19 protein-coding genes and 3 tRNA genes are annotated in these 26,412 nt (G+C 66.4%); 18 read left to right on the top strand and 4 right to left on the bottom strand.

Translation table 11 applies throughout. The annotated features are described in order from the left end of the window. The first annotated feature begins 104 nt into the window (after positions 1-104). The 5 genes from lon to NYR55_RS06085 all read left to right on the top strand — a co-directional run bounded on the left by lon (position 105) and on the right by NYR55_RS06085 (position 7,966). Complete coding sequence (gene lon / locus NYR55_RS06105; RefSeq protein WP_260020314.1) at positions 105-2,501, top strand: endopeptidase La; 2,397 nt, start codon at positions 105-107, stop codon at positions 2,499-2,501. Positions 2,502-2,646: 145 nt separating this feature from the next. Then, entirely contained in the window at positions 2,647-2,919 is a 273-nt protein-coding gene (locus NYR55_RS06100) for an HU family DNA-binding protein (protein WP_347709657.1), read from the top strand. Positions 2,920-3,025: 106 nt separating this feature from the next. After that, a tRNA-Val gene (locus NYR55_RS06095) sits at positions 3,026-3,100 on the top strand. A gap of 450 nt (positions 3,101-3,550) precedes the next feature. Then, positions 3,551-5,146, top strand: a complete 1,596-nt coding sequence (locus tag NYR55_RS06090; protein WP_260020313.1) for a hypothetical protein — start codon at positions 3,551-3,553, stop codon at positions 5,144-5,146. Between the two features lie 99 nt (positions 5,147-5,245). Then, the gene (locus tag NYR55_RS06085; RefSeq protein WP_260020312.1) at positions 5,246-7,966 is read left to right on the top strand and encodes a TonB-dependent receptor; all 2,721 of its coding nucleotides are present in this window, start codon (positions 5,246-5,248) and stop codon (positions 7,964-7,966) included. A 90-nt stretch (positions 7,967-8,056) separates the two neighbouring features. Here the strand turns inward: NYR55_RS06085 and NYR55_RS06080 are convergent, their stop codons facing one another. Next, positions 8,057-8,719 (bottom strand): 2OG-Fe(II) oxygenase, encoded by a 663-nt coding sequence (locus NYR55_RS06080; RefSeq protein WP_260020311.1) that lies wholly within the window; start codon positions 8,717-8,719, stop codon positions 8,057-8,059. Positions 8,720-8,833: 114 nt separating this feature from the next. Here NYR55_RS06080 and NYR55_RS06075 point away from each other — a divergent pair, with 114 nt between their 5' ends. The 10 genes from NYR55_RS06075 to NYR55_RS06030 all read left to right on the top strand — a co-directional run bounded on the left by NYR55_RS06075 (position 8,834) and on the right by NYR55_RS06030 (position 15,756). Beyond that, positions 8,834-9,634 (top strand): hypothetical protein, encoded by an 801-nt coding sequence (locus tag NYR55_RS06075; RefSeq protein ID WP_260020310.1) that lies wholly within the window; start codon positions 8,834-8,836, stop codon positions 9,632-9,634. A 47-nt stretch (positions 9,635-9,681) separates the two neighbouring features. Next, positions 9,682-9,758 (top strand) — tRNA-His (locus NYR55_RS06070). A gap of 52 nt (positions 9,759-9,810) precedes the next feature. Next, a complete protein-coding gene (locus NYR55_RS06065; RefSeq protein WP_260020309.1) occupies positions 9,811-10,860 on the top strand; it encodes a Glu/Leu/Phe/Val dehydrogenase dimerization domain-containing protein in 1,050 nt (349 codons plus the stop codon). An 84-nt stretch (positions 10,861-10,944) separates the two neighbouring features. After that, positions 10,945-11,661, top strand: a complete 717-nt coding sequence (gene ccmC / locus NYR55_RS06060) for a heme ABC transporter permease CcmC (protein WP_260020308.1) — start codon at positions 10,945-10,947, stop codon at positions 11,659-11,661. Then, the gene (ccmD, locus tag NYR55_RS06055; RefSeq protein WP_260020307.1) at positions 11,658-11,789 is read left to right on the top strand and encodes a heme exporter protein CcmD; all 132 of its coding nucleotides are present in this window, start codon (positions 11,658-11,660) and stop codon (positions 11,787-11,789) included. The genes ccmC and ccmD overlap by 4 nt, the downstream gene beginning before the upstream one ends. Continuing rightward, a complete protein-coding gene (gene ccmE, locus NYR55_RS06050) occupies positions 11,786-12,220 on the top strand; it encodes a cytochrome c maturation protein CcmE (protein ID WP_260020306.1) in 435 nt (144 codons plus the stop codon). The genes ccmD and ccmE overlap by 4 nt, the downstream gene beginning before the upstream one ends. Beyond that, the gene (locus tag NYR55_RS06045; RefSeq protein WP_260020305.1) at positions 12,217-14,172 is read left to right on the top strand and encodes a heme lyase CcmF/NrfE family subunit; all 1,956 of its coding nucleotides are present in this window, start codon (positions 12,217-12,219) and stop codon (positions 14,170-14,172) included. The genes ccmE and NYR55_RS06045 overlap by 4 nt, the downstream gene beginning before the upstream one ends. Continuing rightward, the gene (locus NYR55_RS06040) at positions 14,169-14,687 is read left to right on the top strand and encodes a redoxin family protein (protein WP_260020304.1); all 519 of its coding nucleotides are present in this window, start codon (positions 14,169-14,171) and stop codon (positions 14,685-14,687) included. Before NYR55_RS06045 ends, NYR55_RS06040 begins: the two co-directional genes overlap by 4 nt. Continuing rightward, a complete protein-coding gene (locus NYR55_RS06035) occupies positions 14,684-15,103 on the top strand; it encodes a cytochrome c-type biogenesis protein (protein ID WP_260020303.1) in 420 nt (139 codons plus the stop codon). The genes NYR55_RS06040 and NYR55_RS06035 overlap by 4 nt, the downstream gene beginning before the upstream one ends. Further along, positions 15,100-15,756, top strand: a complete 657-nt coding sequence (locus NYR55_RS06030) for a tetratricopeptide repeat protein (protein WP_260020302.1) — start codon at positions 15,100-15,102, stop codon at positions 15,754-15,756. The genes NYR55_RS06035 and NYR55_RS06030 overlap by 4 nt, the downstream gene beginning before the upstream one ends. A gap of 6 nt (positions 15,757-15,762) precedes the next feature. On the opposite strand, the gene ald is transcribed toward NYR55_RS06030, so the two are convergent. Further along, positions 15,763-16,866: an alanine dehydrogenase gene (gene ald / locus NYR55_RS06025; protein WP_260020301.1), complete on the bottom strand. Its 1,104-nt coding sequence runs from the start codon at positions 16,864-16,866 to the stop codon at positions 15,763-15,765. 350 nt (positions 16,867-17,216) lie between these two features. On the opposite strand from ald, the gene NYR55_RS06020 reads away from it, so the two are divergent. The 3 genes from NYR55_RS06020 (at position 17,217) to NYR55_RS06010 (ending at position 19,737) form a co-directional block, all read left to right on the top strand. Beyond that, the gene (locus NYR55_RS06020) at positions 17,217-19,079 is read left to right on the top strand and encodes a potassium transporter Kup (RefSeq protein WP_260021578.1); all 1,863 of its coding nucleotides are present in this window, start codon (positions 17,217-17,219) and stop codon (positions 19,077-19,079) included. After that, positions 19,076-19,603, top strand: a complete 528-nt coding sequence (locus NYR55_RS06015) for a 2'-5' RNA ligase family protein (protein ID WP_260020300.1) — start codon at positions 19,076-19,078, stop codon at positions 19,601-19,603. The genes NYR55_RS06020 and NYR55_RS06015 overlap by 4 nt, the downstream gene beginning before the upstream one ends. 57 nt (positions 19,604-19,660) lie before the next feature. After that, positions 19,661-19,737: transfer RNA gene (locus NYR55_RS06010), tRNA-Met, on the top strand. 91 nt (positions 19,738-19,828) lie between these two features. Here the strand turns inward: NYR55_RS06010 and NYR55_RS06005 are convergent. After that, positions 19,829-24,013, bottom strand: a complete 4,185-nt coding sequence (locus tag NYR55_RS06005; RefSeq protein ID WP_260020299.1) for a translocation/assembly module TamB domain-containing protein — start codon at positions 24,011-24,013, stop codon at positions 19,829-19,831. Further along, a complete protein-coding gene (locus tag NYR55_RS06000) occupies positions 24,013-26,229 on the bottom strand; it encodes a BamA/TamA family outer membrane protein (protein WP_260021577.1) in 2,217 nt (738 codons plus the stop codon). Before NYR55_RS06000 ends, NYR55_RS06005 begins: the two co-directional genes overlap by 1 nt. Positions 26,230-26,412: the final 183 nt, after the last annotated feature.

Below are 26,412 nucleotides of genomic sequence, written 5' to 3'. Positions count from 1 at the left end.
ATGCGGCCATCCGCCGTTACCGGAAAAACCCGCGATTGATGGATTGCTTACATTCCCCATATACATGTCGTGAAACGTCCCCGATGGGGATGATCGGAGTTTGCATGAAGTCTTCTTATCCAGTCCTGCCGCTGCGCGACATCGTCGTTTTTCCGCACATGATCGTGCCGCTGTTCGTCGGTCGGGACAAGTCGGTCGCCGCGCTGGAAGCGGCGATGGCCGACGACAAGAGCATTTTCCTGGTGGCGCAGCTGGACCCGGCCGAGGACGATCCGGCGCGCGACGATCTGTATGACATTGGCGTCACGGCCGAGGTGCTGCAGATGCTGAAGCTGCCCGATGGCACGGTCCGCGTGCTGGTGGCCGGGCGCGAGCGTGCGCGGCTGGAGGGATTGTCGGAGCAGGAGGGCGTGCTGACCGCGCAGGTCAGCCCGGTGGCCGAGAGTGAGGCGGACGGCACCGAGGTGCAGGCGCTGATGCGGTCGGTGGTCGAGCAGTTCGAGAATTACGCCAAGCTCAACCGCAAGTTGCCGAGCGAGACGGCGGTGCAGGTCGCCGAACTGACCGAGGCATCGCGGCTGGCCGATGCGATTGCGGCGAACATCGCGGTCAAGGTGGCCGACAAGCAGGCGCTGCTGGTCGAGACGGACCCGCAGAAGCGGCTGGAGATGGTGTTCGCGTTCATGGAGGGCGAGCTGGGCGTCCTTCAGGTCGAGAAGAAGATCCGCAGCCGCGTGAAGCGGCAGATGGAGAAGACCCAGCGCGAATATTATCTGAACGAGCAGCTGAAGGCGATCCAGCGCGAGCTGGGCAATGAGGGCGAGGAAGGCGATGGCGACGAGATCGCCGACCTGACCCAGAAGATCGCCACGCTGAAGCTGTCGAAGGAAGCGCGCGCCAAGGCGCAGAGCGAGCTGAAGAAGCTGAAGACCATGGCGCCGATGAGTGCCGAGGCGACGGTGGTGCGCAATTATCTGGACGTGCTGCTGGGCCTGCCCTGGGGCAAGAAGTCCAAGCTGAAGCGCGACATTGCCGAGGCGCAGGGCGTCCTGGATCAGGATCATTACGCGCTGGAAAAGGTGAAGGACCGGATTGTCGAATATCTGGCCGTGCAGGCGCGTACCAACAAGCTGAAAGGGCCGATCCTGTGCCTCGTTGGGCCGCCGGGCGTGGGCAAGACCAGCCTGGGCAAGAGCATCGCCAAGGCGACGGGGCGCGAATTCATCCGTCAGTCGCTGGGGGGCGTCAGGGACGAGGCCGAGATCAGGGGCCATCGCCGCACCTATATCGGATCGCTGCCCGGCAAGATCGTATCGAACCTGAAAAAGGCGGGGACCGGCAATCCCCTGTTCCTGCTCGACGAGATCGACAAGCTGGGCCAGGATTTCCGGGGCGACCCGGCCAGCGCGTTGCTGGAGGTGCTGGACCCCGAACAGAATGCCAAGTTCAACGACCATTATCTGGAGATCGACATCGATCTGTCGGATGTGATGTTCGTCTGCACGGCCAATTCGCTGAACCTGCCCCAGCCGCTGCTCGACCGGATGGAGATCATCCGGCTGGAGGGATATACCGAGGACGAGAAGGTTGAGATCGCTCAGCGGCATCTGATCGCCAAGCAGATCGAGGCGCACGGGTTGAAGGCGGGCGAGTTCGAGCTGACCGAGCCGGGCCTGCGGGACCTGATCCGGTACTACACGCGGGAGGCGGGTGTCCGCACGCTGGAACGCGAGATCGCCAAGCTGGCGCGCAAGGCGCTGCGCCGCATCCTTGAGGGTAAGGCCGAGAGCGTCACGGTGACGCCCGACAATCTGGCCGAGTTCGCCGGCGTACGGAAATATCGCCATGGCGTTGGCGAGGAGGAAAACCAGATCGGCGCGGTCACCGGCCTGGCCTGGACCGAGGTGGGCGGCGAATTGCTGACCATCGAGGCGGTGACGGCCAGCGGCAAGGGCATGATCAAGACGACCGGCAAGCTGGGCGATGTGATGAAGGAGTCGGTGGAAACCGCCTTCAGCTTCGTCAAGGCGCGTGCGCCGGGCTTTGGCATCAAGCCCAGCCTGTTCGCGCGCAAGGATATTCACGTCCATTTGCCCGAAGGTGCGGTGCCCAAGGACGGACCGTCGGCGGGCATCGGACTGGTCACCGCGATCATCTCGACCTTGACCGGCGTGGCCGTGCGCCGCGATGTGGCGATGACCGGCGAGGTGACGCTGCGCGGCCGGGTGCTGCCGATCGGCGGCCTGAAGGAAAAGCTGCTGGCGGCACTGCGCGGCGGCATCACGACCGTGCTGATCCCGCAGGAGAATGAAAAGGACCTGGCGGAAATCCCGTCCAACATCCGCGAGGGGCTGGAGATCATTCCGGTGCGGCACGTCGACGAAGTGCTTCGGCTGGCGCTGGTGGAGGGGCTGTCGCCCATCGACTGGAGCGATGCCGACGAGCTGGCGGCACAGCCTCCGGCGGCGATTTCGGCGGCCGGTGATGCACTGCACCATTGATATTTGAGCAATTTTGAGCCGAATTGCCCGGAAAACGGCCGATTTGCTTTGACAGCTGGGGGTCAAGCAGCCTTACTGCGCGCCCGGCCCCAGGCCGCGATTCATTTTCGATAAACCCGTTAGTCAAACAGGGACCCACAGGACAATGAACAAGCAAGAGCTGATTGGACAGGTTGCCGAGCAATCCGGACTGAGCAAGAACGACGCCAGCGGCGCCGTCGAGGCAGTATTCGATGCCATTTCGGCAGCGCTGAAGAAGGGTGACGAAGTGCGCCTGGTCGGTTTCGGCACGTTTTCGGTCAGCAAGCGCAAGGCGTCGACCGGCCGCAACCCGCGCACCGGTGAGGAAATGACGATCAAGGCGTCCAACCAGCCGAAGTTCAAGGCCGGCAAGGGCCTGAAGGACGCGGTGAACTGATCCGCCTGGCCCCGCCGCCTGTCGGCGGGGCTGGACAAGGCGGGAAGCGGGCCTTATGGGGCCGCTTCCCGGCGGTCTTCGGACCGCAAGGACCATGGATATCCATGGGCGCGTAGCTCAGCGGTAGAGCACACCCTTCACACGGGTGGGGTCACAGGTTCAATCCCTGTCGCGCCCACCATCCGCCAAAAGCCCGTCGACCATCCGGTCCGGCGGGCTTTTTGTTTGGCGCAGGGCGCAGGGCGTGGTGGCCGGCGTGTCTGCGGCGCGAGCAATGCGGTGCGAACCCCTGCGCGGCGATCGTCTCCCGCAATCCTGCTGATGGTGTTGCCGGTCTTGCATCCTTCGACAGGCTCAGGATGAGCGGGGAGGGGTGATGGCGCGGCTTGCCGTTTGCGCGCTGCGCGGTGCAGGCCGGGGGGCCTGTGCGGATGACCTCGAAGCGGCCGATTGGTTGGCCGCCTGTCATTGAACCGTCATTTTCGTGTCACTCAACTGACCCGAAATTCCAATTTTCCTGTCATCCAACGCTCCTACCGCACGGGTCGAGGTCGACAGGGGGATGTCCGAGTCGATCGGGGGGCGGTGCAGTCCCCGTCCTTGCAACCGGAACGACCCGACGGGAGATCTTATGCGAAATCCGAACCGCCTTGCCCTCATCCTGCTGACTGGCGCTGCAGCTGCTGCGCTGTCCGCCTGTGATGGTGCGACCAGCGTCGCATCGCCCGGCGAAGGCGTGATCGTGCTGCCCGCGCCGACGCCCGCGCCGTCGCCGACCCCCAGCCCGACGCCCACCCCCCCGCCGACCACCGGCCCGGCCGCGTCCTGCCCGACCGGCACGACCAATGTCGGCACCATCGGCAATTTCCGCAGCTGCCGCCTGCCGTCGCTGGTCAACACGCTGACCCTGCCCGCGCTGGCCGGTGTCGCCTATGAACTGAACGGCCGCGTCGATGTGGGCGTCGACCGGGGCGGTGCGGGCACGGCGGGCAGCGCTGGCAGCCTGACCATCGAGCCGGGCGCGATCATCTATGCCAACACGACCAACGCCGACAACGACCTGCTGGTCGTCAATCGCGGATCGACCATTTCGGCCGAAGGGACCGAGGCGCGCCCGATCATCTTTACCGCGCAACAGAACCTGACCGGCAATGTCACCGACGAAAGCCAGGGCCTGTGGGGCGGCATCATCCTGCTGGGCCGCGCGCCGATTTCGAACTGTAACCTGAGCGGCGTGACCGGCGGCTCGGCGAATTGCGAGAACGTCGTCGAAGGCACCGGCAACGCGCTGTATGGCGGCGCGACCGCGGGCGACAGCTCGGGCGTCATGCGCTATGTCCAGATCCGCTATTCGGGCACGGTCATCACGCCGGGCAACGAGCTGCAGGGCCTGACCACCGGCGGCGTCGGTTCGGGCACGCGGCTGGAATATATCCAGATCCACAACAGCTCCGACGACGGTATCGAGATTTTCGGCGGCACGCACAACGCCCGTTACTTCGTGGTGACCGGCGCGGATGACGACAGCATCGACACGGATGTGGGCTGGAAGGGCTTCCTGCAGTTCATGATCGCGTCACAGCGGCCGAACAACACGCAGACCGACACGTACATGATGGAGATCGATTCGAACGGGAACGAAGACGCCACGCCGCGTCAGTTCGGCCGGATTTCGAACTTTACCTTCATCCACCGGTCGACCGGCGTGAACGCGGCGCTTCGCCTGCGCGGCGGTGCGGACTTCACCTTCGTCAACGGCATCATGACGAGCGGCCAGCCCTGTCTGAATGTCGTTGCGGGCACCACGGACAATGGTGGCAAATCGACCATCCGCGCCGCCAACGCATCGCTGGACGAACAGGGCCCGCCGGTGTTCAACTCCATCTATTTCGGCTGCCCGACGCTGACGGCGGAAACCGCCGTCAACAGCGTGACGGTGACCAATGCGGAACAGGCCGCGCTGGTTTCCGCCGGCACGAACAATGTGGCGAACGGCACTGCGGCCGCCGCGCTGAACGGCTTCCTGCCGGGCACCGGCGCTGCCGGCGTGACGGCGTTCAACGCCGCGTCGCTGAACCCGACGGGTACGTCGTTCCTGGTCACCACCAACTATATCGGCGCAGTCTCCGGCGCGTCCGACAACTGGTATCGTGGCTGGACCTGCAATTCCAACCGCGGCGATTTCGGCACGACCAGCGCAAGCTGCACCGTGCTGCCCGGCCTGTAAGCGACGGGGATGATGTGTCCGGCGGATGCGGCAAAAGGGGGCCGCACCCGCCGGATCATGCCCGCGACCTGATGCTCCCGAGCCGGAAACAGAACGACCATGAAGAACAAGATCGCCTTTGGCAGCCTGCTGCTCCTGACCTCAATGCTGGTGGCGCCCGCCGCCGTTGCGCGTGAGGCGGCACCGGCCGCCGATGTGCCGGGCCTGAAGACGCAGGACATGCCGCCGCCCCCGCCCGCCGAGGGCGAAGTGGCGCAGGAAACGCCGCAGGAAGAGGTCGAGATTTCCGCGCCGGGTGCCGGCAATGTCGAGGACATCGTCGTCGTCGGCCGGTTCATCCCCAATGTCGTGCGCTCGACGCCGCAGGTCGTGTCCGTCCTGTCCCAGGCGGACATCGAGCGGACGGGCGAGGGCGACATCGCCGGCGCGCTGCAGCGGGTGACCGGCCTGAGCGTCGTCGGCAACGGGTTCGTGTTCGTCCGCGGCCTTGGCGACCGTTACTCCTCGTCCCTGCTCAACGGCCTGCCGCTACCCAGCCCGGAACCGCTGCGCCGCGTGGTGCCGCTCGACATCTTTCCGACCAACGTCATTGCATCGGCGCTGGTCCAGAAAAGCTATTCGGCGAACTATCCCGGCGAATTCGGCGGCGGCGCGATCAACCTGACCACCCGCGCGGTGCCCAAGGACAGTTTCATCCAGCTGGGCGGCTCCGTCGGCTTCGACACCTATTCGACCAGCGAGCTTGGCTATGTCTATGACGGCGGGTCGCGCGATGTGTTCGGATATGATGACGGGACGCGCAGCGTGCCGCGGTTCGTGCGCGATGCCGGACAGAACAATACCGGCCTGACCCCGGAACAGGCGACGCAGCTGACCAACGCGCAGACGACGCTGTTGCAGGAAAACCGCGACATTCCGCCCAACTGGTCGGGCGATCTGTCGCTGGGCACGGCCGTGGACGTCAGCGATAGCGTTCGTGTCGGCCTGATCGCCGGGGGCGGCATTTCCAACAGTTTCCGCACCCGTTCCGCCCGTCAGCAGACGGCGATTTCCGCCGACGGCCTGCTGGCCAGCGATTTCACCACGGTGACGACCGACAACCGCATCCTGGTCAACGGCCTGATCGGGCTGGGCGCGGAAGTGGGCGAACACCGGTTCCGCCTCACCAACGTCTATATCCACGACACGCTGAAGCAGGGCATCCTGGGCGCGGGCGATTTCGACAATCTGGGCATTCCCGGTCCGTTCGCGCCGATCCCGACCTATATCGAGCAATATACCAACTGGTTCGAGCGCCAGCTGTTCACCAGCCAGTTCGTAGGCGAGCTGGATTTCGACAAGCTGCAGGTCGATTTTCGCGGATCTTATTCGAATACCAAGCGCAAGGCGCCGTATGAGCGGTTCTTCCGCTATGAATATACCGATGCCAATGGCATCAACGATTACATCAACACGCTGGGCGGCACGACGCAGACCGCGCAGATCGCGTTCAGCGACCTCAATGAGGACCTTTGGGCCAGCGCGATCGATTTCAGCTATGATCTGGACCTGGATCGCCCGGTCACGCTGTCGGCCGGATATGCGTTCAGCGATGCCGAGCGTACGGCCAGCCGCTATCAGTTCCGCTATGTCGGCCCGAACAACGCGACGCTGCCGATCGAGATCGGCCAGTTGCGGCCCGACTTCCTGCTATCGGATGCGATCATCAGCCTGTACGGCATCAACCTTCAGAACATCTCCGGCTCCGGCGCCAATGCTGCGCCCGCCTATGACGCGGGGCTGACGGTTCATGCGGTCTATGGCCAGATGGAGGCCGAACTGCTCGACGGGCTGCGCGCCACGGTCGGCTATCGGTACGAGGATGCCAAGGAAACGGTGGCGCTGCGTACCACCACGGGCGTGCAGCCGGGCACCAACCTTGAGAATAGCTATATCCTGCCAGCGGCGACGCTGACGTGGAACTTCGCCGATTCGATGCAGCTGCGCCTGCACGGGTCAAAGACGATCGCCCGGCCGCAGTTCCGCGAGCTGGCGCCGCAGCTGTACGTCGATTTCGATTCCAACCGGCAGTTTTTCGGCAACCCGAACCTGCAGGATTCGGAACTGCTGAATGCCGAGGCGCGGTACGAATGGTTCTTTGGCCGTGACGAGCGGCTGACCGTTGCCGGGTTCTTCAAGCGGATCGACAGCCCGATCGAACAGATCGCGGTGCTGGCGCCGGGCAGCAGCACGTTCTTCACCGGATTTTCGAACGCGCCCAAGGCCAATCTGTATGGCGGCGAGATCGAGGTTCAGAAGTATTTCCCGATCGATTCGCTGTGGAGCGGCGCGCGCATCCTGGCGCTGGCCAACTACACCTATACCAAGTCGGAACTGCTGATCGGCAACGAGCCGGTGTCCAACCCGATCTTTGGCGCGCCGCCGGTTGCCGCCGATCTGGTGTTCGTCAACGGCGCGCCGCTGGTCGGCCAGTCGGACCATCTGATCAATGCGCAGCTGGGCATCGAGAATCAGGACAGCCGCACCCAGGCGACGCTGCTGTTCAATTATGCCACCGACCGCGTCGTCAGCCGTGGTCCGGTGATCGACGGCCTGCGCCTGCCCGATATCGTCGAGCGGCCGGGCATCCGGCTGGACGTTGTGGTGCGGCAGGGGATCGCACTGGGCACCGACCGCGAAATCGAGCTGAAGTTCGAGGGCCGCAACCTGACGGCCACGCGGTCGCAGGAATTCCAGAGCTTTCCCAACGATGTCCGCGTCGACACCAACACGTTCCAGCTTGGCCGGATTTTCTCGGTCAGCGCCAGCGTCAAACTCTGACGGCCCCCAAGCCAGAGGTACTGACGGTGTCGGAGCCATGCGCTCCGGCACCGTTTCTTTATGTGGAAGGGCCAGGCCGCATCCGGCCGATTACCCCCAGGGGCGTTCGCGGAACCATTTGGTCAGCACATATTTGGTGCCCGCCCGCACTTTCATTCCATGATGCAGCGTGGCGGCATTGGGGCTGCCATCGGCGCGCAGATTGTTCCACGCGAGCAGTTTTCCGGTTTCGGGCTGAACGATCTTGTCGATGGATTTGAAGCGGGTGGCCCCGCCCGCATCGGGTTCGTTCAGATAGATCATGACGGTCCAGGTGCGATTGCCCGCGACCGAGCAGAACCGGTCGAAATCTACGCCGGTCGGCTCGAAATAATCGGTATGCGCCTTGAACTCCTGCCCCACGGCGTATCGCTGTCCCTGAAGCGGTTCGCCATGGGCGGGGTCGATCCCGCTAAAGGCGGTAATCCGCCGCTCCACCTCCATCACCGCGGGGGCATCGGCGGCCAGATCGCAGGTTTCGCTGGTGCGAAAGGCAGCGTCGCCATTGTCGTCGCTGATCGTCGACGGGCGGCGATCGCGGTCGATCATCGCCATCAGAACGGTGCACAGATCGCGTTCCAGAAACCCGCGCATCTGGAACAGGTCCAGCTTTGGGCTGGGCACGCGCTGAACGCCGGACTGGGCGGTGATCCGGGCGATGACGGGCTGTGCCGGATAGCCGGAACCGAGATGAAGGGGCGCCAGGTCGTTCATGCCGGAACCATGGCAAAGCGCGGGGCGAATCGAAAGGGGCTGAAGCCGGGCGACACCGCCCCTCGCCGGGCGCAATAAAACTGCAAGAAAAGCGCAACATCGCGGCGTTAGCGGATGACCGGGCGGGTCAGGGGGCTGCGGCAGGGGATGACGATCAACGGGCCGGGGGACAGCGCGACGATCGTGCCGCCATCGGCGGTCGCGGACCCCATGCTGTCGCACCCGGCGCAGGATATGGCGCTGGCCCGCGCGCTGGCCCGGCGAACCGGCCTGTTGCTGGTGGCCGGACACGGGGGCAGCGGGCGTTCGACCACGCTGGCCCGCATGGAGCAGCGGCTGGGCACTGCGGATGCTGGCGATGATGCGCCGCCGCTGCTGATCGACGGCATCCATGACCGGCGCAGTGCCGACCATGCCGTGCAGGCCGCGTTGCAGGACCGGATCGTGCTGGCCAGTATCGATGCGGCGGGTGCGCTGGCCGCGATCCAGACGCTGCGCGACATGCGGCAGGACGATTTCGCCATTGCATCGACGCTCAGGCTGGTGATCGGCCAGCAACCGGTGCTGCGCCTGTGCCCCGTCTGTCGCCATCCGGTACAGGCATCGAACAGCGTCGCCGCTCTGCTTGGGTTCGATCCGGGGTCGGTGGTGCACCATGCGCCGGGCTGTCCCGCCTGTGACGACAGCGGGATTGCCGGGCGGCTGACGATTCACGAGGTGATCGAGGTGGATTATCCGCTCCGCCGCCTGATCAACGGGGGCGGGGATGCCGCGATCCTGGCCCGCCATGCGTTCGTCCAGATGCCGACGATGGGATCGATTGCCCGGCAACTGGCGCGGACCGGCATCATTTCGGGAGCCGAGGCAGTGCGGGTTTCGCGCGGCGATCCGCTGGTTCTGCGGGACCGAAACTGATATGCTTGACCAGCGCGGGCAAGAGCCGCTAAGCGCGCGGCTTCGCGGCGACCGTAGTTCAATTGGTTAGAGCGCCGGCTTGTGATGCCGGAAGTTGCGGGTTCAAGTCCCGTCGGTCGCCCCATTGCTCCTGATGGCGGATCCGCCCACCGCCCTTTGCCCGAAGAGATGGAACCATGCCCACCGATTGGGGATTTCCCGATTTCGACGACCATGAAGGCGTCCACCTGGTCACTGACCGGGAAAGCGGCCTGACGGCGGTCATTGCGGTGCATTCCACGGCGCTGGGCCCGGCGGCGGGCGGTGTCCGATTCTGGCATTATGCCGATCACGGCGCGGCCATCACCGACGCGCTGCGCCTGTCGCGCGGCATGAGTTACAAGAACGCCATGGCCGGACTGCCGATGGGCGGGGGCAAGGGCGTGATCCTGGCCAATGCCGAGCGCGCCAAGTCGCCGGAGCTGCTGGCGGCATTCGGCCGTGCGATCGAATCGCTGGGCGGCCGGTATATCACTGCCGAGGATGTCGGCATGAGCGAGGCGGACATGCAGGCGATCGCCGCCGAAACCCGCCATGTCAGCGGCCTGCCGGTGGGCAGCGGCGCGGCGGGCGGCAATCCTGGGCCGACCACGGCGCATGGCGTCTATCTGGGCATTCGCGCGGCCGCACGCCGGGCGCTGGGCACCGACGACATGCATGGCGTTCGCGTCGCCATTCAGGGCGTGGGCAGCGTTGGCGGCGGCGTGGCGCGCAAGCTGGCGGCCGATGGCGCGGACCTGATCCTGGCCGATGTCGATTCGCGCCGGGCCGAGGCGCTGGCCGCCGAACTGGGCGCGCGGACCGTGCCGACCGACGCGATCCTGGCCGAAGAGGCCGAAATCGTCAGCCCCAACGCGCTGGGCGCGGTGCTGACCGAGGCGAGCATCGCGGCGCTGAAGTGCAAGGCGGTGGCGGGCGGTGCGAACAACCAGCTGGCGACCCGCGCCGACGGCGCCCGGCTGCACGCGCGCGGCATCCTGTATGCGCCGGATTATGTCATCAACGCCGGCGGCATCATCAACGTCGCGCTGGAATATCTGGGGCAGGGCGACCGGGCCGAGGTGGATGCCCGCGTGACGCGCATTCCGGAACGGCTGATCGAGGTGTGGGACGAAAGCGCCCGCACCGGCCAGCCCGAGGCGGAAGTGGCCGATGCCATTGCCCGCCGGCTGATCGGGCGCGGCTGACCGCAATCGAGCGGGGCTATTGCCCCACGGCCCAAAGCCGGTGTGGCATGGCCCGCATATTGTGTGTAGTGGACGGATAACGCCATGCACGCCCTAGCCAATCCAGCCCGTTTCCTGCGTATCGCCCGGCCGTTGACGCCGGTGCTGTTCTGGCTGGGTCTTGCGCTGATTCTGGTCGGGGCCGGGGCCGGGCTGTTCGTGACGCCGCCCGATTACCTGCAGGGGGATAGCGTCCGCATCCTGTACATCCATGTGCCCGCCGCGTGGCTGGGCATGGGTGGATGGACGGGCATTGCGGTGTCCAGCCTGTGCTATCTGATCTGGCGGCATCCGCTGGCCGCGCTGTCGGCGCGGGCGGTTGCCGCGCCCGGTGCGCTGTTCGCTGCATTGTGCCTGATCACCGGCTCGATCTGGGGTCGGCCGACCTGGGGCACGTGGTGGGAATGGGACGGGCGGCTGACCAGCATGCTGATCCTGTTCTTTGTCTATCTGGGCTGGATCGCGCTGGAACGCGGCGATGCCGAGCGCGGCGGCGATGGGCGCATCCCCGCCCTGTTCGGCGTGGCGGGGACCGTGTTGCTGCCGGTCATCAAATATTCCGTCACCTGGTGGAACACGCTGCATCAGCCGGCCAGCATCACGCTGACCCGCAACAGCATCGACGACAGCCTGTTATGGCCGCTGTGGCTGACCGTTCTGGGCTTTTCGCTCTGGTTCGGCGCGATCGTGCTGATCCGGATGCGGGCCTATCTGGCCGAGGCGCGGGTCGAGGCGCGGATGCGGCGGATGGCGGCGGCATGAACCCCTGGCCATTCGTGATCGCCGCCTATGGCGTGGTGATGCTGGGCGTCGTTGCCCTGTCGCTGGCCAGCTGGCGCGCGATGCGCCGGGCCGAGCGGGCATCGGATGCAATGAAGGACCGGCGATGAAGGCAAAGCATCAGCGGCTGGCCCTGGCCGGGCTGGCCATCGTCGCCCTGATGGGGGCAAGCGCGCTGGCGCTGTCCGGCCTGCAGGATCAGGCCGCGTTCTTTTATGCCCCCGCCGATGCAGTCGCCAACCCGCCAGAGCCGGGCCGCGCCGTGCGGCTGGGCGGCATGGTGGAGGCAGGGTCGATCCAGCGTCAGCCCGATGGCGTGTCGATCCGCTTTACCGTCACCGACGGCAAGGCGCGGGTGCCCGTGACGTTCAGCGGCATCGCCCCCGACCTGTTCAAGGAAGGATCGGGCGTGGTGGCCGAAGGCAGCTTTACCGGCCAGGGCAGTTTCCGCGCCACCAACCTGCTGGCCAAGCATGACGAGCGGTACATGCCGCCCGAAATGGCGAGCCGGATGAAGCCGCAGGATACCATCGCCCAATGATCGCAGAACTGGGTCTGGCCGCGCTGTGGCTGGCGGCGGCAATGGCGCTGTTTCAGCTGTGCGCCGCAGTGGCGGGCATCCGCCTGGACGGACGCAGCACGGTGGTGGCGGATCAGTTTCACGCAGCCGTCCGCCCCGTCGCGGTGGTTCAGGGCGTGCTGGCCGCGATCAGTTTCGGTGCGCTGATCTGGCTGTTCGCGGTCACCGACCTGTCGGTGCTGATCGTGGCGGAAAACAGCCATACGGCCAAGCCGATGCTGTACAAGATCGCCGGCGCATGGGGCAATCACGAAGGGTCGATGCTCCTGTGGGTGACCGTGCTGGCGGTGGCCGGCGGCGCGATCGCGATCATCGAGCGGCGGTTGAGCAAGCCGATGCTGACCGCGACGCTGGGTGCGCAGGCGGCCATCGCGCTTGGCTTTTATGCCTTTATCCTGTTCGCCTCCAACGCCTTTGCCCGGATGAACCCCGCCGCGCCGGAGGGGCTGGGCCTGAACCCGCTGTTGCAGGACCCCGGCCTCGCCTTTCACCCGCCCACCCTGTACATCGGTTATGTCGGCCTGTCGGTCGCCTTTTCCTTTGCCATCGGCGCGCTGGTCGTCCGGGATGTCGGGCCGGCCTTTGCCCGCGCGATGCGGCCCTGGATCCTGATCGCGTGGATTTTCCTGACGCTGGGCATCACGGCGGGCAGCTATTGGGCCTATTACGAGCTGGGCTGGGGCGGCTGGTGGTTCTGGGACCCGGTGGAGAATGCCTCGCTGATGCCGTGGCTTGCGGCGACGGCGCTGCTGCATTCGGTCAATGTGCTGGCGGCGCGGGACGGTCTTAGGTCATGGACGGTGATGCTGGCAGTCATCGCCTTTTCCATGTCGATGCTTGGCACGTTCCTGGTGCGGTCGGGCATCCTGACCAGCGTCCATGCCTTTGCCGTCGATCCTGAGCGGGGCACGTTCATCCTGGTGCTGCTGGGCCTCTATATCGGCGGTGCGCTGGCGCTGTTCGCGCTGCGCATCGGGACGGTGCGGCAGGGTGCGACGTTCGAATTGCTCAGCCGCGAAGGCGGGCTGGTGTTGAACAACCTGTTGCTCAGCGTGATCCTGGGCATCGTGCTGATCGGCACGCTGTATCCGATTGCTGCGGCAGCGATGGGCCAGCAGCTGTCGGTTGGCCCGCCCTTTTTCAACAAATCGACGGCGCCTATCGCGCTGGTGCTGATGGCGGGCATGGCGATCGGGCCGATGCTGCGCTGGCGCAGCGACGATCAGGCGCGGGTGACGCGCAAGCTGTTCGCGCCGGTGCTGGCGATCTGTGTCACGGCGGCGGCGACATGGCTGATGGCGCCGGGCGCGGGCTGGGCGGCGATTGCGGGCCTTGCGCTGGCCGCGGGGCTGGCGGTGGGCAGCGTCCAGCCGCTGATCGTGTCCAACTGGCGGCGTCTGCCGATGGCGACGGTCGGCATGGCGATCGCGCATCTGGGCGTTGCCGTCAGCGTGGCCGGCATGGCCAGCGAAGGCGCGTTCACGCAGGAAAAGCTGGTTGCAGCAGCGCCGGGGGAGCGGATTTCCGTGGGGCCGTTCAGCGTGACCTTTGACGGCATCCAGCCGGTGGTGGGCCGCAACTGGTCCGCCATCGAGGCCAAGCTGACCATCCAGCGGGGCGAGGCGGGCAAGCCGTTCATTCTGCGCCCGCAGCAGCGGTTCTTTGCCTCCCCGCCGACCGAAACGGCCGAGGCGGCGATCAGCACCCTGACCGACGGACAGCTTTATGCCGTGATCGGCAAGGATGATGGATCGGGCCGGGCGCAGATCCGGCTGTGGTGGAAACCCTGGGTCACGCTGATCTGGTTCGGCGGCGGCATGATCGCCTTTGGCGGAGCGCTGGCGCTGCTCGGCCGGGTGTGGCGCGAACGCCGGCAATGGCTGGCCCGCCGTGCGCGTGAGGCGATGGCATGAACCGCTGGCTGATCTGGGCGCCGCTGATCGCCTTTGCCGCGCTGGTCGTGCTGTTCGTTGCCGGGTTGCAGCGCGTTCCGCAGTCGATCGTGGCGTCCAAACTGGTCGGCAAGCCGGTTCCGGCGCTGGCGCTGCCGGCGCTGATCGCGGGCAAGCCGGGGCTGGACAAGCCGCTGTCCGGGCCTCGGCTGATCAACGTCTTTGCCAGCTGGTGCGTCCCCTGTGCCGCAGAGGCCCCGCAGCTGATGGCGCTGAAGCAGCGCGGCGTGACGATCGATGCGGTCGCCATCCGCGACACCGCGCCCGCCGCCACCCAGTTTCTGAGCGATTATGGCGACCCCTATCGCGCGATCGGGGACGACCGGGAAAGCCGGTTTCAGCTGTCGCTGGGATCGGCGGGCGTTCCCGAAACCTTTGTCGTCGATGCAGGCGGCGTCATCCGTGCCCAGCATATCGGGCCGATCCGCGACGAGGATGTGCCGAAGCTGATCGCCGCGCTGGAGGCCGCACGATGAGGGGGATGAGGGTTGCCATCGCTCTGGCGGGTGCGCTGATCGCCGCGCCGCTTGCCGCCCAGTCGGACATGCCACAGGCGCGCATGGCCAATACCCAGCTGTCCGATCCCGCCAAGGAGGCCGAGGCAAAGGCGCTGATGAACACGCTGCGCTGTCTGGTGTGCCAGGGCCAGTCGATCGCGGACAGCGATGCCGACATGGCCGGCGATATGCGCGCGCTGGTGCGGCAGCGGATTGCGGCGGGCGACAGTGCGGAACAGGTGCGCGACTGGCTGATCGAACGCTATGGCGATTATGTCAGCTATGATCCGCCGATCAGCGCGGCGACCGCGCCGCTGTGGATCGCGCCCATCGTCATGCTGATCATCGGCGTGATCGTGGCAGCGACCAGTTTTCGCAGGAAGAAGCGCGCATGATGGGCTGGGTGATCCTGACGGCCCTGCTGGTCGTCGCCGCGCTTGTCCTGTGGCGCGCGCGCGTGTCCGGCGGCGTGCTGCGGCTGGCGCTGGCGGCGCTGATGCTGGGCGCGGCGGGATATGCGCTGCAGGGGCGGCCGTCGCTGACCGGCAGTCCGACCGAGGCACAGCGGGCGACCCGCCCGATGGACCCCGGCCAGCTGGCGCTGCGGCGGTCGATGTTCGGGCAGTTCGTGTTTTCCGACCAGTATTTCATCGCATCCGACGCCATGCTGCGGACCGGCAAGACCGAGGCGGCGGCCAAGGTGCTGCTGAGCGGATTGCAGCAATCGCCGCGCGATCCCGCGCTGTGGGCCGGGCTTGGCCTCGCGTTGCAGGAGCATGACGGCAACGCGCTGTCCCCGCCGGCGCGCCGCGCCTTTGCCCGTGCGGTGCAGCTTGGCCCGGACCAGCCGGGCGTGTGGTTCTATCTGGGCCTGGCCCATGTCCGCGCGGGCGATTTTGTGCGGGCGCGGGGGGCATGGGCGCGTGCGGCCCGGCTGGCGCGGCCGGGCAGTGATGCCAGCCAGTCGATCATGACCCGGCTGGTGCTGCTGGACGGTGTGCTGGCCAGCCAGCCCGGGGCGGAAGGCGCGACCGCCCCCCGCCGCTGACCGGGATTAGGCCCAGGCTTCGAACGGCAGGTCCAGCGCATCGGCCACCGCCTGATGCCGGATGCGGCCGCCGGACACGTTCAGCCCCGCCGCCAGATGCGGATCGGCGCGCATCGCGGCCTCTGCCCCATGATCGGCCAGTTTCAGGACGAACGGCAGGGTGGCGTTGTTGAGCGCAAAGGTGCTGGTGCGCGCCACCGCGCCCGGCATATTGGCGACGCAATAATGGATGACGCCGTCCACTTCGAACACCGGATCGTCATGCGTCGTCGCGCGCGAGGTTTCGAAACAGCCGCCCTGATCGATCGCGATGTCGACCAGCACGCTGCCGCGCTTCATCGTCTTCAGCATCTCGCGCGTCACCAGTTTCGGGGCGGCCGCGCCCGGAACCAGGACAGCGCCGATCACCAGATGCGCGTTCTTGACCGCCGCGGCGATCGCCGCCTTGCTGGCATAGGCTGTCTTGATCTGGCTGCCGAAATGCATGTCCAGTTCGGCCAGCCGGTCATTGTTGATGTCATAGATTGTGACATCGGCGCGCAGGCCCGTCGCCATCTGGGCCGCGTTGATGCCGGAAACGCCGCCGCCAAGGATCGCCACGCGCGCCGGAGCGACGCCGGGCACCCCGCCCAGCAGGACGCCGCGACCGCCCTGTTCCTTTTCCAGATAATGCGCGCCGACCTGAACCGACATGCGGCCTGCCACTTCGCTCATCGGCTTGAGCAGCGGGAGGGAGCGGTTGGCGCTGGTGACGGTTTCATAGGCGATGCAGGTCGCGCCCGACGCGATCAGCCCTTCGGCCTGCGGCTTGTCGGCGGCCAGGTGCAGATAGGTGAACAGCGTGTGCCGCGCCTCCAGCATCGCGATTTCGGACGGCTGCGGCTCCTTCACCTTCACGATCATGTCGCTGCCGGCAAAGACGGCTGCGGCATCGGGGGCGATGGTGGCGCCGGCGGCCTGATAATCGCTGTCGGCGAAATCGATGCCGCTGCCCGCGCCCGTCTGAACAACCACCTGATGGCCGCGCGCGGTCAGCTCCGCCACGCCGGGCGGGGTCAGGCCGACGCGATATTCGTGGTTCTTGATTTCCTTTGGCACGCCGATGCGCATGGCCCGATCCTTCTCCGTAACGGTTGTTGGTGGCGGTTTAGCACCATGCGCCGCGTAAGGTCCGCTCGATAATTGCGCCGTTGCTGTTGCATTATATCTTGAACATCGCCCTGCGCCCTGCATCCGTTGCCAAGGCGGCGGGGGTCCGAGTCGAGCCCTTGTTCCCCGGTGCTGCGGATGCTAACGCCGCGCGTCTTCACTTGGGGCATGAACGCGGGCCTTATGAACTTGGCCGTTTGCATTTGGTGGCGGACATCACGCCCGTGAACTCGGAACCTCCGACCGATCTCGCCCCGTCGGCGCGCGATGCGTCCGACGCGGCCGCTGGCGCGCATCATCCGTCGGGTGCGCTGTGGAAGCTGTGCCTGGGGGCGGTCGGCATCGTCTTTGGCGATATCGGCACCAGCCCGATTTATGCGTTCCGCGAAACCTTTGCCGGGCATCATCCGCTGACGCCGGACGCGACGCACATCCTGGGCGTGCTCAGCCTGATCTTCTGGTCGATGATGATCGTGGTCAGCATCAAATATGTATCGGTCATCATGCGCGCCGACAACAAGGGCGAGGGGGGCAGCCTGGCGCTGCTGGCGCTGATCAACCGGCAATCGGGCGGCGGCAAGCGGTGGACCGGGCCGATCGTGATGCTGGGCGTATTCGCCACCGCACTGTTCTATGGCGACAGCATGATTACCCCGGCGATGTCGGTGCTGTCGGCGTCGGAAGGTCTGACCACCGTCGATCCGCGGTTCGGCCCGTGGGTTCTGCCGATTTCGGTCGGCATCCTGGTAGGCCTGTTCGCCATTCAGGCGCGCGGCACGGCCAAGGTGGGTGCGTTGTTCGGCCCGATCATGGTGTTTTATTTCATCACCCTGTCGGTACTGGGCATCATCCACATCGCCTCCGATCCCACGATCCTGATGGCGCTGAACCCGTGGTACGCCGTCCAGTTTTTTTCGCGGGATTTCGGCTCTGCCTTTCTGGCGCTGGGTTCCGTCGTGCTGGCGGTGACGGGGGCAGAGGCGCTGTATGCCGATATGGGTCATTTCGGGCGCAACCCGATCCGCGTGTCGTGGATGTTCTTTGTCCTGCCCGGCCTGATGCTCAATTATCTGGGGCAGGGGGCGATGATCCTGTCGCTCGATCCCGTCGCGGCGCAGGAGGCGATCAGGAACCCGTTCTTCCTGCTGGCCGACGAACCCTTTCGCCTGCCGCTGGTCATCCTGGCGATGATGGCGACGATCATCGCCAGCCAGGCGGTGATTTCCGGCGCGTTCAGCCTGACGCAGCAGGCGATCCAGCTGGGCTTCATCCCCCGGCTGCGCATCACGCACACCTCGGCCAGTGCGCAGGGCCAGATCTATATCCCCGTCATCAACTGGGCGCTGATGGTCATGGTGCTGTTGCTGGTGCTGACGTTCCAGTCGTCGAGCAATCTGGCCGCCGCCTATGGCATTGCGGTGACCGGGGCGATGTTCATCGACACCTGTCTGCTGGTCGTCGTGCTGTTCAGCCTGTGGAAGTGGAACAAGCTGGTCGCGGGCGGGGTGCTGGCGCTGTTCTTCTTGGTCGACACCGCCTATTTCGCGGCCAACCTGACCAAGGTGCCGGATGGCGGCTGGTTCCCGCTGCTGGTCGGCCTCATCGTGTTCACGCTGCTGACCACCTGGGCCAAGGGCCGCAAGCTGATGATCGACCGGTTGCGCCAGAGCGCCATGCCGATTCAGGTGTTCATTCAGTCAGCGGCGAACAGCGCGGCGCGGGTGCCGGGCACCGCAGTGTTCATGACGTCCACCCCCGACGGCGTGCCGCACGCGCTGCTCCACAACCTCAAGCACAACAAGGTGCTGCACGAGCGGGTCATCCTCCTGACCGTCAAGATTTCGGACGAACCCTATATCTCCGATGACCGGCGCACCGATCTGACCGATCTGGGTCAGGGGTTTCACCGGCTGGTCCTGCGCTATGGCTTCATGCAGGAGGCGGACGTGCCCGCCGCGCTGAAGCAGGTGCGCGAGTGCGGTTCGGCGTTCAAGATGATGGACACCAGCTTTTTCCTGGCGCGTCAGACGCTGCTGCCGTCGGCCAATCCCGGCATGGCGCTGTGGCGGGAAAAGCTGTTCGCGTGGATGCTGCGCAACGCAGAAAGCGCGATGGAGTTTTTCCGGCTGCCCACCAATCGTGTGGTCGAGCTGGGCAGTCAGGTCGAGATTTGACCGGACCCGATGACCCGTCCGGTGCGGCGCCGGTCATCGTGACGGCATTGTTCGGGCAACAGGATTTTGCCTGGCTGGACGGCCTGCGCCGCGCGCATTTCCCGCCAGAGCGCAATCAGGTGCCGGCGCACATCACGCTGTTCCACCATCTGCCGCCCGCGATCATGCCCGAATTGCGGCAGCGGCTGAATGCAGAAACGCGGGGGCAGCACGCGCCCCGGGCATGGATTGCGGGTGTCGTCACGCTGGGCCGGGGCACCGCCTTTCGCATCGAAAGCCCCGACCTGGCCGCGCTGCGCGACCGGCTGGCCGATGCGTTCACGGGGATGCTGGTGCCGCAGGATCAGGCCGGATGGCGTCCGCACGTGACGATCCAGAACAAGGTCGAGCCGCATCAGGCCAGGGCATTGCGCGCCGAGATGGAGGCCGGTTTTCGCGTCCGTCCGCTGGCCATTACGGGCATTGGCTGCTGGGCCTATCGCGACGGGCCATGGGAAGCATTATCCCGGCATATGTTCGCTTGACCGGCGCGCCCGCCCGCACTAAGTCGCCGCTTCGCCCGCAAGGGTGCCCTGTCATGGGGCGGAGTAGCTCAGTTGGTTAGAGCACGGGAATCATAATCCTGGGGTCGGGGGTTCAAGTCCCTCCTCCGCTACCATTACCCCCAAAATTATCGGCGCAGTCGCGGGATCAGGCGTCCCGCGAATGACGCAGATCGCACCCCCACCATCACCGCCGCATCCGCGGGATCAGTAATCCCGCGAATAGCGCAGATTGACGCTGGATCCGCCGAAGCTGCCCGTTTGCGACAGGAGCGACAGGGCACGGGTCAGCGCGATTTCCAGCTGGGTTGCGGTAAAGCCGCGCGCGTCGGTGATGATTTCGACATAGATGTCGTCGGTCAGATACTGGCCGGCGGCAAGGGCGGTGCCCCGGCCGGCGGTATCGTCCGCGCCCAGGATGCGGAGCCGGTCGATCCCGCCCGCCTGACGCAGTTCGCCCAGCGGGTTGAGCCCGCCTCCCGATCCGCGCAGCGAATTGAGCGCAGAGGCCAGCTGGATCGCCTGAATCGCCGACAGGTTGGTGACGGACCGGCCGAACAGGATGCGGGACAGCACCTCGTCCTGCGCCAGCGCGGGCGTGGATGTGAACGCGACCTGTGGCCGCTGGGCAGTGCCGGTGACGTTGATGATCGCCGTCACCCCCTCTGTCGTCGTCGATGCCGAGATCGCGATATTGGGGTTGAGCAGGTCATTGCCCTCATAGGTCACGTTGCCGTCGTCCAGTTCGAACCGGCGGCCGGCAAAGCTGTACGTGCCGCGAATCGCCTCGATCTGGCCGGAGATGCGCGGGTTGGCCGACGTGCCGCGCACGCGCAGATCGGCCTGCCATTCGCTTTCCAGGCCCATGCCGGACACATAGAGCCGGTTGTCGGCCCGGACGCGCAGGTCAAGGCGGAAGAGCCCAGCCGATGGTGGCGGCGTAGAGCCGCGCGGTGCATTGGCGGCCTCCAGCGCGGTGGTGCGGCGGCGCACGCCGGTCAGTTCGGCAACCTCTGCCGCGCCCTGCCGAATGATCTGGTACCGCGCCTCCGGAATGCGGATATCGCCCTGAATCTGGCCGCCGTCCGGGCCGTTGGTCAGGCGGATTTCGCCTGTGGCGGTGGCGCCGATCATGTCGCTGCGCGCAAGCCGGGCGTTGTTCAGGCGGGCGGTCACATCCACCGGAAAGCCGCTGTTCGACGACAGGCCGACAAAGCCCCGTGCCGTGACATTGCCTTCACCCGCCGTGGCGCGCAGGTCCTGCAGCTCGAACCGGTCATTGGTGAATCGGCCGGTGATCCGCATGGCGGACAGGCGCGTGCCATAGGTTTCGTTTTCGTAGACAAGGTCGTTTGCGCGGACCAGGCCGGTGATGCGCGGCGCGCCAAGCGTGCCGGAGAAGTCGGCGGCCAGGCCGATCGGTCCGGACAGCTGCTGATCCGCGATGCCACCCAGTGACCACAGCACCTCTGCCGGGCCGTTGTACCGCACCCCGCCGGTCAGCGGTGCCCCGGCGGTCAGCCCGGTGCGCGCCTGTACCCGGCCGATGGTCGCGCCGCCGCGCTGGATCAGCGCGCGCACGTCCGCCTGCCCGGCATTCAGGGCAAGGATCGACTGGATATCGACCGGGCTGGACACCGTGGCCAGGCTGGACCGGGTGAAGTTGCTGATCGCGATGCGGGCATTGCCATTGGGGTTGCCGCCCGCGCCCTGATCCACGGTAAAGCTGCCCGTGGCCGTGCCGCCGATGCCGATGCCGGGGGCAAAGGCGTTGGCGATTTGCAGGTCGAGCCGGTCAAGCTGACCCTGAAGGCTGTAGCCATTGCCATAGCGCCCGGCGATCCGCACCGCCCCCTGATCCAGCGTGATGCGGGTGGGGAGCAGGCGATAGTCATTGCCGCTGACGTCGATGCGGGCGGGTTCCTGTGTCCGGAACCCGACGCCGTTGCCCTTGCCCTTTAGCGCGACGGTCCACAGGCGAGGCGTCAGGTCGGCATTGGCGGCCAGTTCGAACGGCACGCCGGTCGTGCCGCGCGCCACCGCCTGAACCGTGCCGCGCCCGCCGCGATAATCGCCGCGCGCACGGGCTCGGGTGACAACATATTCGCCCTGACGCAGATTGGCGACCTGAGCATCGAAGGTAACGGCGGGGGCATCATCGTACAGGACCACCCGGCCGGTCGCCAGCGCCTGACCAATGGTCAGGCCCATGTCGCCGGGAATGGCGGCGTTGGTGGCGCGGGCGTTGATCGCCGCCGTCTGGAACCGCCCCTGTGCGCCAAGGTCAGCGCGGCCGGTGACGCCGGAACCGGCAAAGTCCAGCGCCCCGGCAAACGGGCCTGCGGGTGTCGCCGCAACTTGGCCGTTGAACGTGATCCCCGCGAACAGGGTGTCGCGGATCGTCGCGTTCAGGCGTGGGGCGGTGCGGACGACAAGGTTTGCGTTGAATGGCCCATAGTTGGTGCCGCCGGTGGCGGTGATGGCATAGGCATCGCCCTGGCCACGCACGCGCGCTTCCAGATTGGCAAGGCCGATGCCGACGCCCGGACGCGGCGCGCGCAGCAGCACGAGCGGCGCGGCCACGGTGCCCGATACCCGCGCGGACAGCGGACCATATTGCGTGGAGACGGCATCCGCATCGATCAGCAGCGGTCCGGCGAAATCATAGCTGCCCCGCCCGCGCGTGATGCGGAATTGCGGGGCCGACAGGCGCAGATTGTCGAACCGGACGATGTTTTCGGGTGTCAGCACGACATCCACCGCGGCCTTTGCATTGCCGCCCAGGAACGTTGCGATCCCTTCGTTGAACAGGCGCTTTGTCCGGGTCACCAGCCGCCCGCGAATCCCGTAGCCGCCGCCGGGCGCGGTGTAGAGATCGGCGTTGGTTTCAAGATCGAAGATGCCGAATGATGCGAGTTCGTAATTGTTCACCCGGCCCTGCAGCGCGCCGGTATAGCGGCCCGTCGCGACATCGGCGGCGATGATCGCGGTGGCGTTCACCCGGTCGGACCGGATGCGCAGATTGTCGGACAGGATCTGGGTGCCGTTGATGGCGATATCGCCGTTCAGCGCGACATTGGTTACCAGCCCGCCGACCGCGGCGTTCAGGCCAGCAATGCGCGCGGCGCGGGCATTGACCGGCACCAGGATGCGGTTGGCATCGATCCGTGCCTGCCCCTCGGCATAGAGCCGTTCGACCACCGTTTCGCCAAAGCCCAAGGCAGCGGCGGCCAGTTTGTAATCCACGGTCGGGGTGGCGAAGGGGCCGTTCAACGCCACATCCAGCCGCACGGCATTGCCGTTCAGATTGTCGGCAATCGCGCCGGGGGTCAGCAACTGCGCCTCTGCCCGCACGCCGTCGAACCGGCTGCGGGCGAGGTCGATCAGGCCCTGCGTGGCGACGGCCATCGCATCGGAGCGCAGGCGAAGCTGCGTGTCCAGCCGCCGGTCGCCCAGCAGCCGCGCGTCCATCGCGATCTGCAGCCGCGGCGCGGTCAGCCGCTCGACAGGGCCGGTCAGATAGAGGCCCGGCCGCGCATCGCCGCGCACCCGGAACAGGCCATTGGCCGCATCCAGAGCAAGATTGGCGATCGACTGACCGCCCAGCGTGCCGGCAAGCGTGCCGCGCCAGCGTTGCCAGCTGCCATCGCCGTCAAGCGTGGCGACCAGCGGCGCCTTTAGCCCGGCCAGCGAGCCGACCAGGCCATTGGCAGGCGCGTTGAGGCGCATGTCGACATCCAGCCGGTCGGCATCCGGAACGGCATCAAGACGCAGGGCAACCCGGTCGCCGCCGGCAAGGCCGGGACCGTTCAGCGTGACGCCATCGGCCCGCACCTGTGCCCGGCGATCCGCGATATGCGCGTCCCCGGCAAGGCGGGCGAGATAGCGGCGGCCCGCCACAGCGGGGGCAAGCTCGATCCGGTCGATGACCAGCCGGTTCACGTCGATATCGATATCGGGCAGCAGCGGCGCGTCGGGATCGGTCGGCGTTTCCTTTAGCTCCGGCAACCGGTCGACGCGGACCAGCGGGCTGGTCAGGCTGCGCACATCGACATGGTTGGACGCAAAGGCGAACGGCCGCCAATCGACGCGCAGTTCGGGCGAGGTTGCGAACACGCCCTTTTGATCGCTGGCCCGGACATCGCGCAGCACCATCGCGCCATAGATCGACCCGTCGATCCGCCCGACCTTGAGGTTCAGGCCGGATGCCAGCGTGTAGCCGCCGATCTGCCGGGCCAGAAACGCCCGGCCGGGACCGGTGTTGAGGCCAAGCACCAGCGCGCCGAGCAGCAGCACCAGGCCGAGCAGCACGATCAGGATGATCCGCGCAATCCGTTGCCAGCGGGGGCGGCGGACGATCACGGGTTCATCGACGGGCGGTGCGCTGGCCATCAGAATGCCTGTCCGATCGAGATATAAAGAGCGATGCGCGATTCACCCGGCTGGCGGTTGATCGGCGTGGCGATGTCGACGCGCATCGGCCCGAAATTGGTATAGAAGCGCCCGCCAATGCCCGCGCCGAAACGCAGATCGCTCCCCCTGGGCAGGGTGCTGTCATACACCTGGCCCGCATCGACGAACGGCACGATGCCGAAATTGCCGAAGCGATAGCGCGCCTCCAGCGCGAATTCGTTGAGGCTGCGCCCGCCAAGCGGACGGAAGATCGTGGGCGGATCCTTTTCGTTTGGATTGGTCGGGTCGAAATCGGGATTGGGTTCGATCGTGCGGGGCCCAAGCTCCTGAAAGCCGAAGCCGCGCACCGACCCGCCGCCACCCGCATAATAGCGGCGCGAGGGGGCCAGATTGTCGCGCGAAATGCCCGCAATCGATCCGGCGCGGGCGCGCCCTGCGATGACCAGATCGTCCGTGATCGGGTAATATCCCGTCACCTCGACCATCGAGCGCAGATAGGGGCGCGTGCTGCCCTGAACCGATGCCTCGGGGCTGAGGTTCAGCTTGACCCGGAAACCGCGCGTCGGATTGAGCAGGTCGTCCGACGCGTCATAGCCCAGGAACAGCGGCAGCGCGGCAATGCCATAGGTACGCCGGATGCGTTCGTTGCGGTCGAAACTGAACACATCCTCGTTCGTGCCGACCAGTTCCGCACCGAAATAATAGGTCCAGCGTTTCTGCCAGATCGGGGTCGAATCATAGCTGATCCGGGCCGACAGCGTGCCGGTGAACGCTTCGAACGCGTCGTAATTGGACCGGTTGGCGATGGCCGCGAGGCTGAAGGTGCGGTCACGCTTGCCGGCATTGGACCGGCGGAACGTGACGCCCGCGCCCTGTTCCTGCGTCCCGGCAACGGCGCTGACGATCAGCGCGCCCTCTGGCGGGAACAGGTTGCGATGGGTCCAGGTGCCTTCGACCCGGATGCCCTGTCCCGTGCCATAGCCGCCCTCGGCCGCCAGCGTGCGGGCGGGGCCGGCATTCTGGCGGACGAGCAGATCGACCTGTTCGGTGCCGTCGGGGCCGGGCGTGCCGGTCCGCTGCGGTTCGACCGAGACGGTGGAGAACAGGCCCGTCGCGATCAGGGCGTCGCGCAGATCGTCGACGCGGCGGACATCGTACAGCTCGCCCGCCTTGAACCGGGGAAAGACGGCCAGATGATCGACGTCGAAGGCCAGTTCGCCCTCTGTCTTCAGGCCGCCAAAGCTGCTGCGCGGGCCGGTGTCGACGGGCAGGGTATAGTCGCCGGTAAAGTCGCGTTCGTCGAGCACGATGTCCCGCTGACCCACCTGGACAAACGGATAGCCCTGGCGCGGCAGCTGCAGGGCGACATTCGCCTCTGCCCCCTGAACCCGGTCGGCCTCGATCGGATCGCCGGATTTCAGCGGCAGGACGCTTTCGACAAGACCCGGCGGCACGGTGGGTTCGGCGCGGACGGCAATCGCGTCCAGCCGGTATTGCTTGCCGGGCGTTGCCGACACGGTGGCGCGCAGCCGCCCGGAATTGGCCGGATTTTGTTCGACGGTCGAAATCGCGGTGCCGTCATAATAGCCGCGTGAGCGCATCAGGCGGACGGCAAGCTGTTCGTCCTCCCGCGCACGGGCAGCCACCATCGTGGCATTGGCGGCCTTGCCATCGCCTTCCCGCAGGGCCGACAGATCGTTGAACAGGTCCTTCAGGCCCAGCGTATCCAGCCCCTCGACCACCGTCGTATATCGGATTTCGACGGTGCGGGGATCGGTTTCCGCCGCAACTTCGACGGGCGGGGTGACGTCGAATCCATCGAGTGGCGGCAGCGGTTCGGCCAGCACGGGTTCGGCGGGCAGTGGCGCGGGGGCGGCGATATCTCCCGATGTTGCGGGCGAGGCCGGGTTGGCGGGCGGTGCCGGCTGTCCCTGTTCCTGCTGCCCCTGCTCCTTCGGCTTTGCCTGGTCCGCCGGCTTCCCCTCAAACGCGCTCATCGGTTCCAGCGGCGCGTTGGGATCGTTCGACAGGGCGGGCAACGCGTCCTCGAACTCCTTATCGGGGACGATCGGGGTGTCGGTATCGCTGTCCGGCGATGGTTCGGGGGTCGGCGCTGGCGCCGGTGCAGGGGTGGGCACGGTCTGTGCGGGCGCGGTGCTGCCCGATTCCTGCGCATGGGCAGCCCAGGGCAGCATGGCCGCGCTGGCCAGCAACACGTGCCGAGCCGTTCGTCCGAACCTGATTGTCACCGCCCCTCACCATTCCCGGATCAACGGCACACTTGCCCCCGATCAACGCTCCCCAACGCAGAACGCGTCGTTTGGCTCCATCTGCTGGACAAAATCGGCCGCATCTTCAAGGCTTAACCGTCGATATTC

Source organism: Sphingomonas sp. BGYR3 (assembly GCF_025153455.1).
Lineage (GTDB): Bacteria > Pseudomonadota > Alphaproteobacteria > Sphingomonadales > Sphingomonadaceae > Sphingomonas.
Note: the sequence above shows the minus strand (reverse complement) of the source record. Positions and strands in the feature narration are given on the sequence as shown.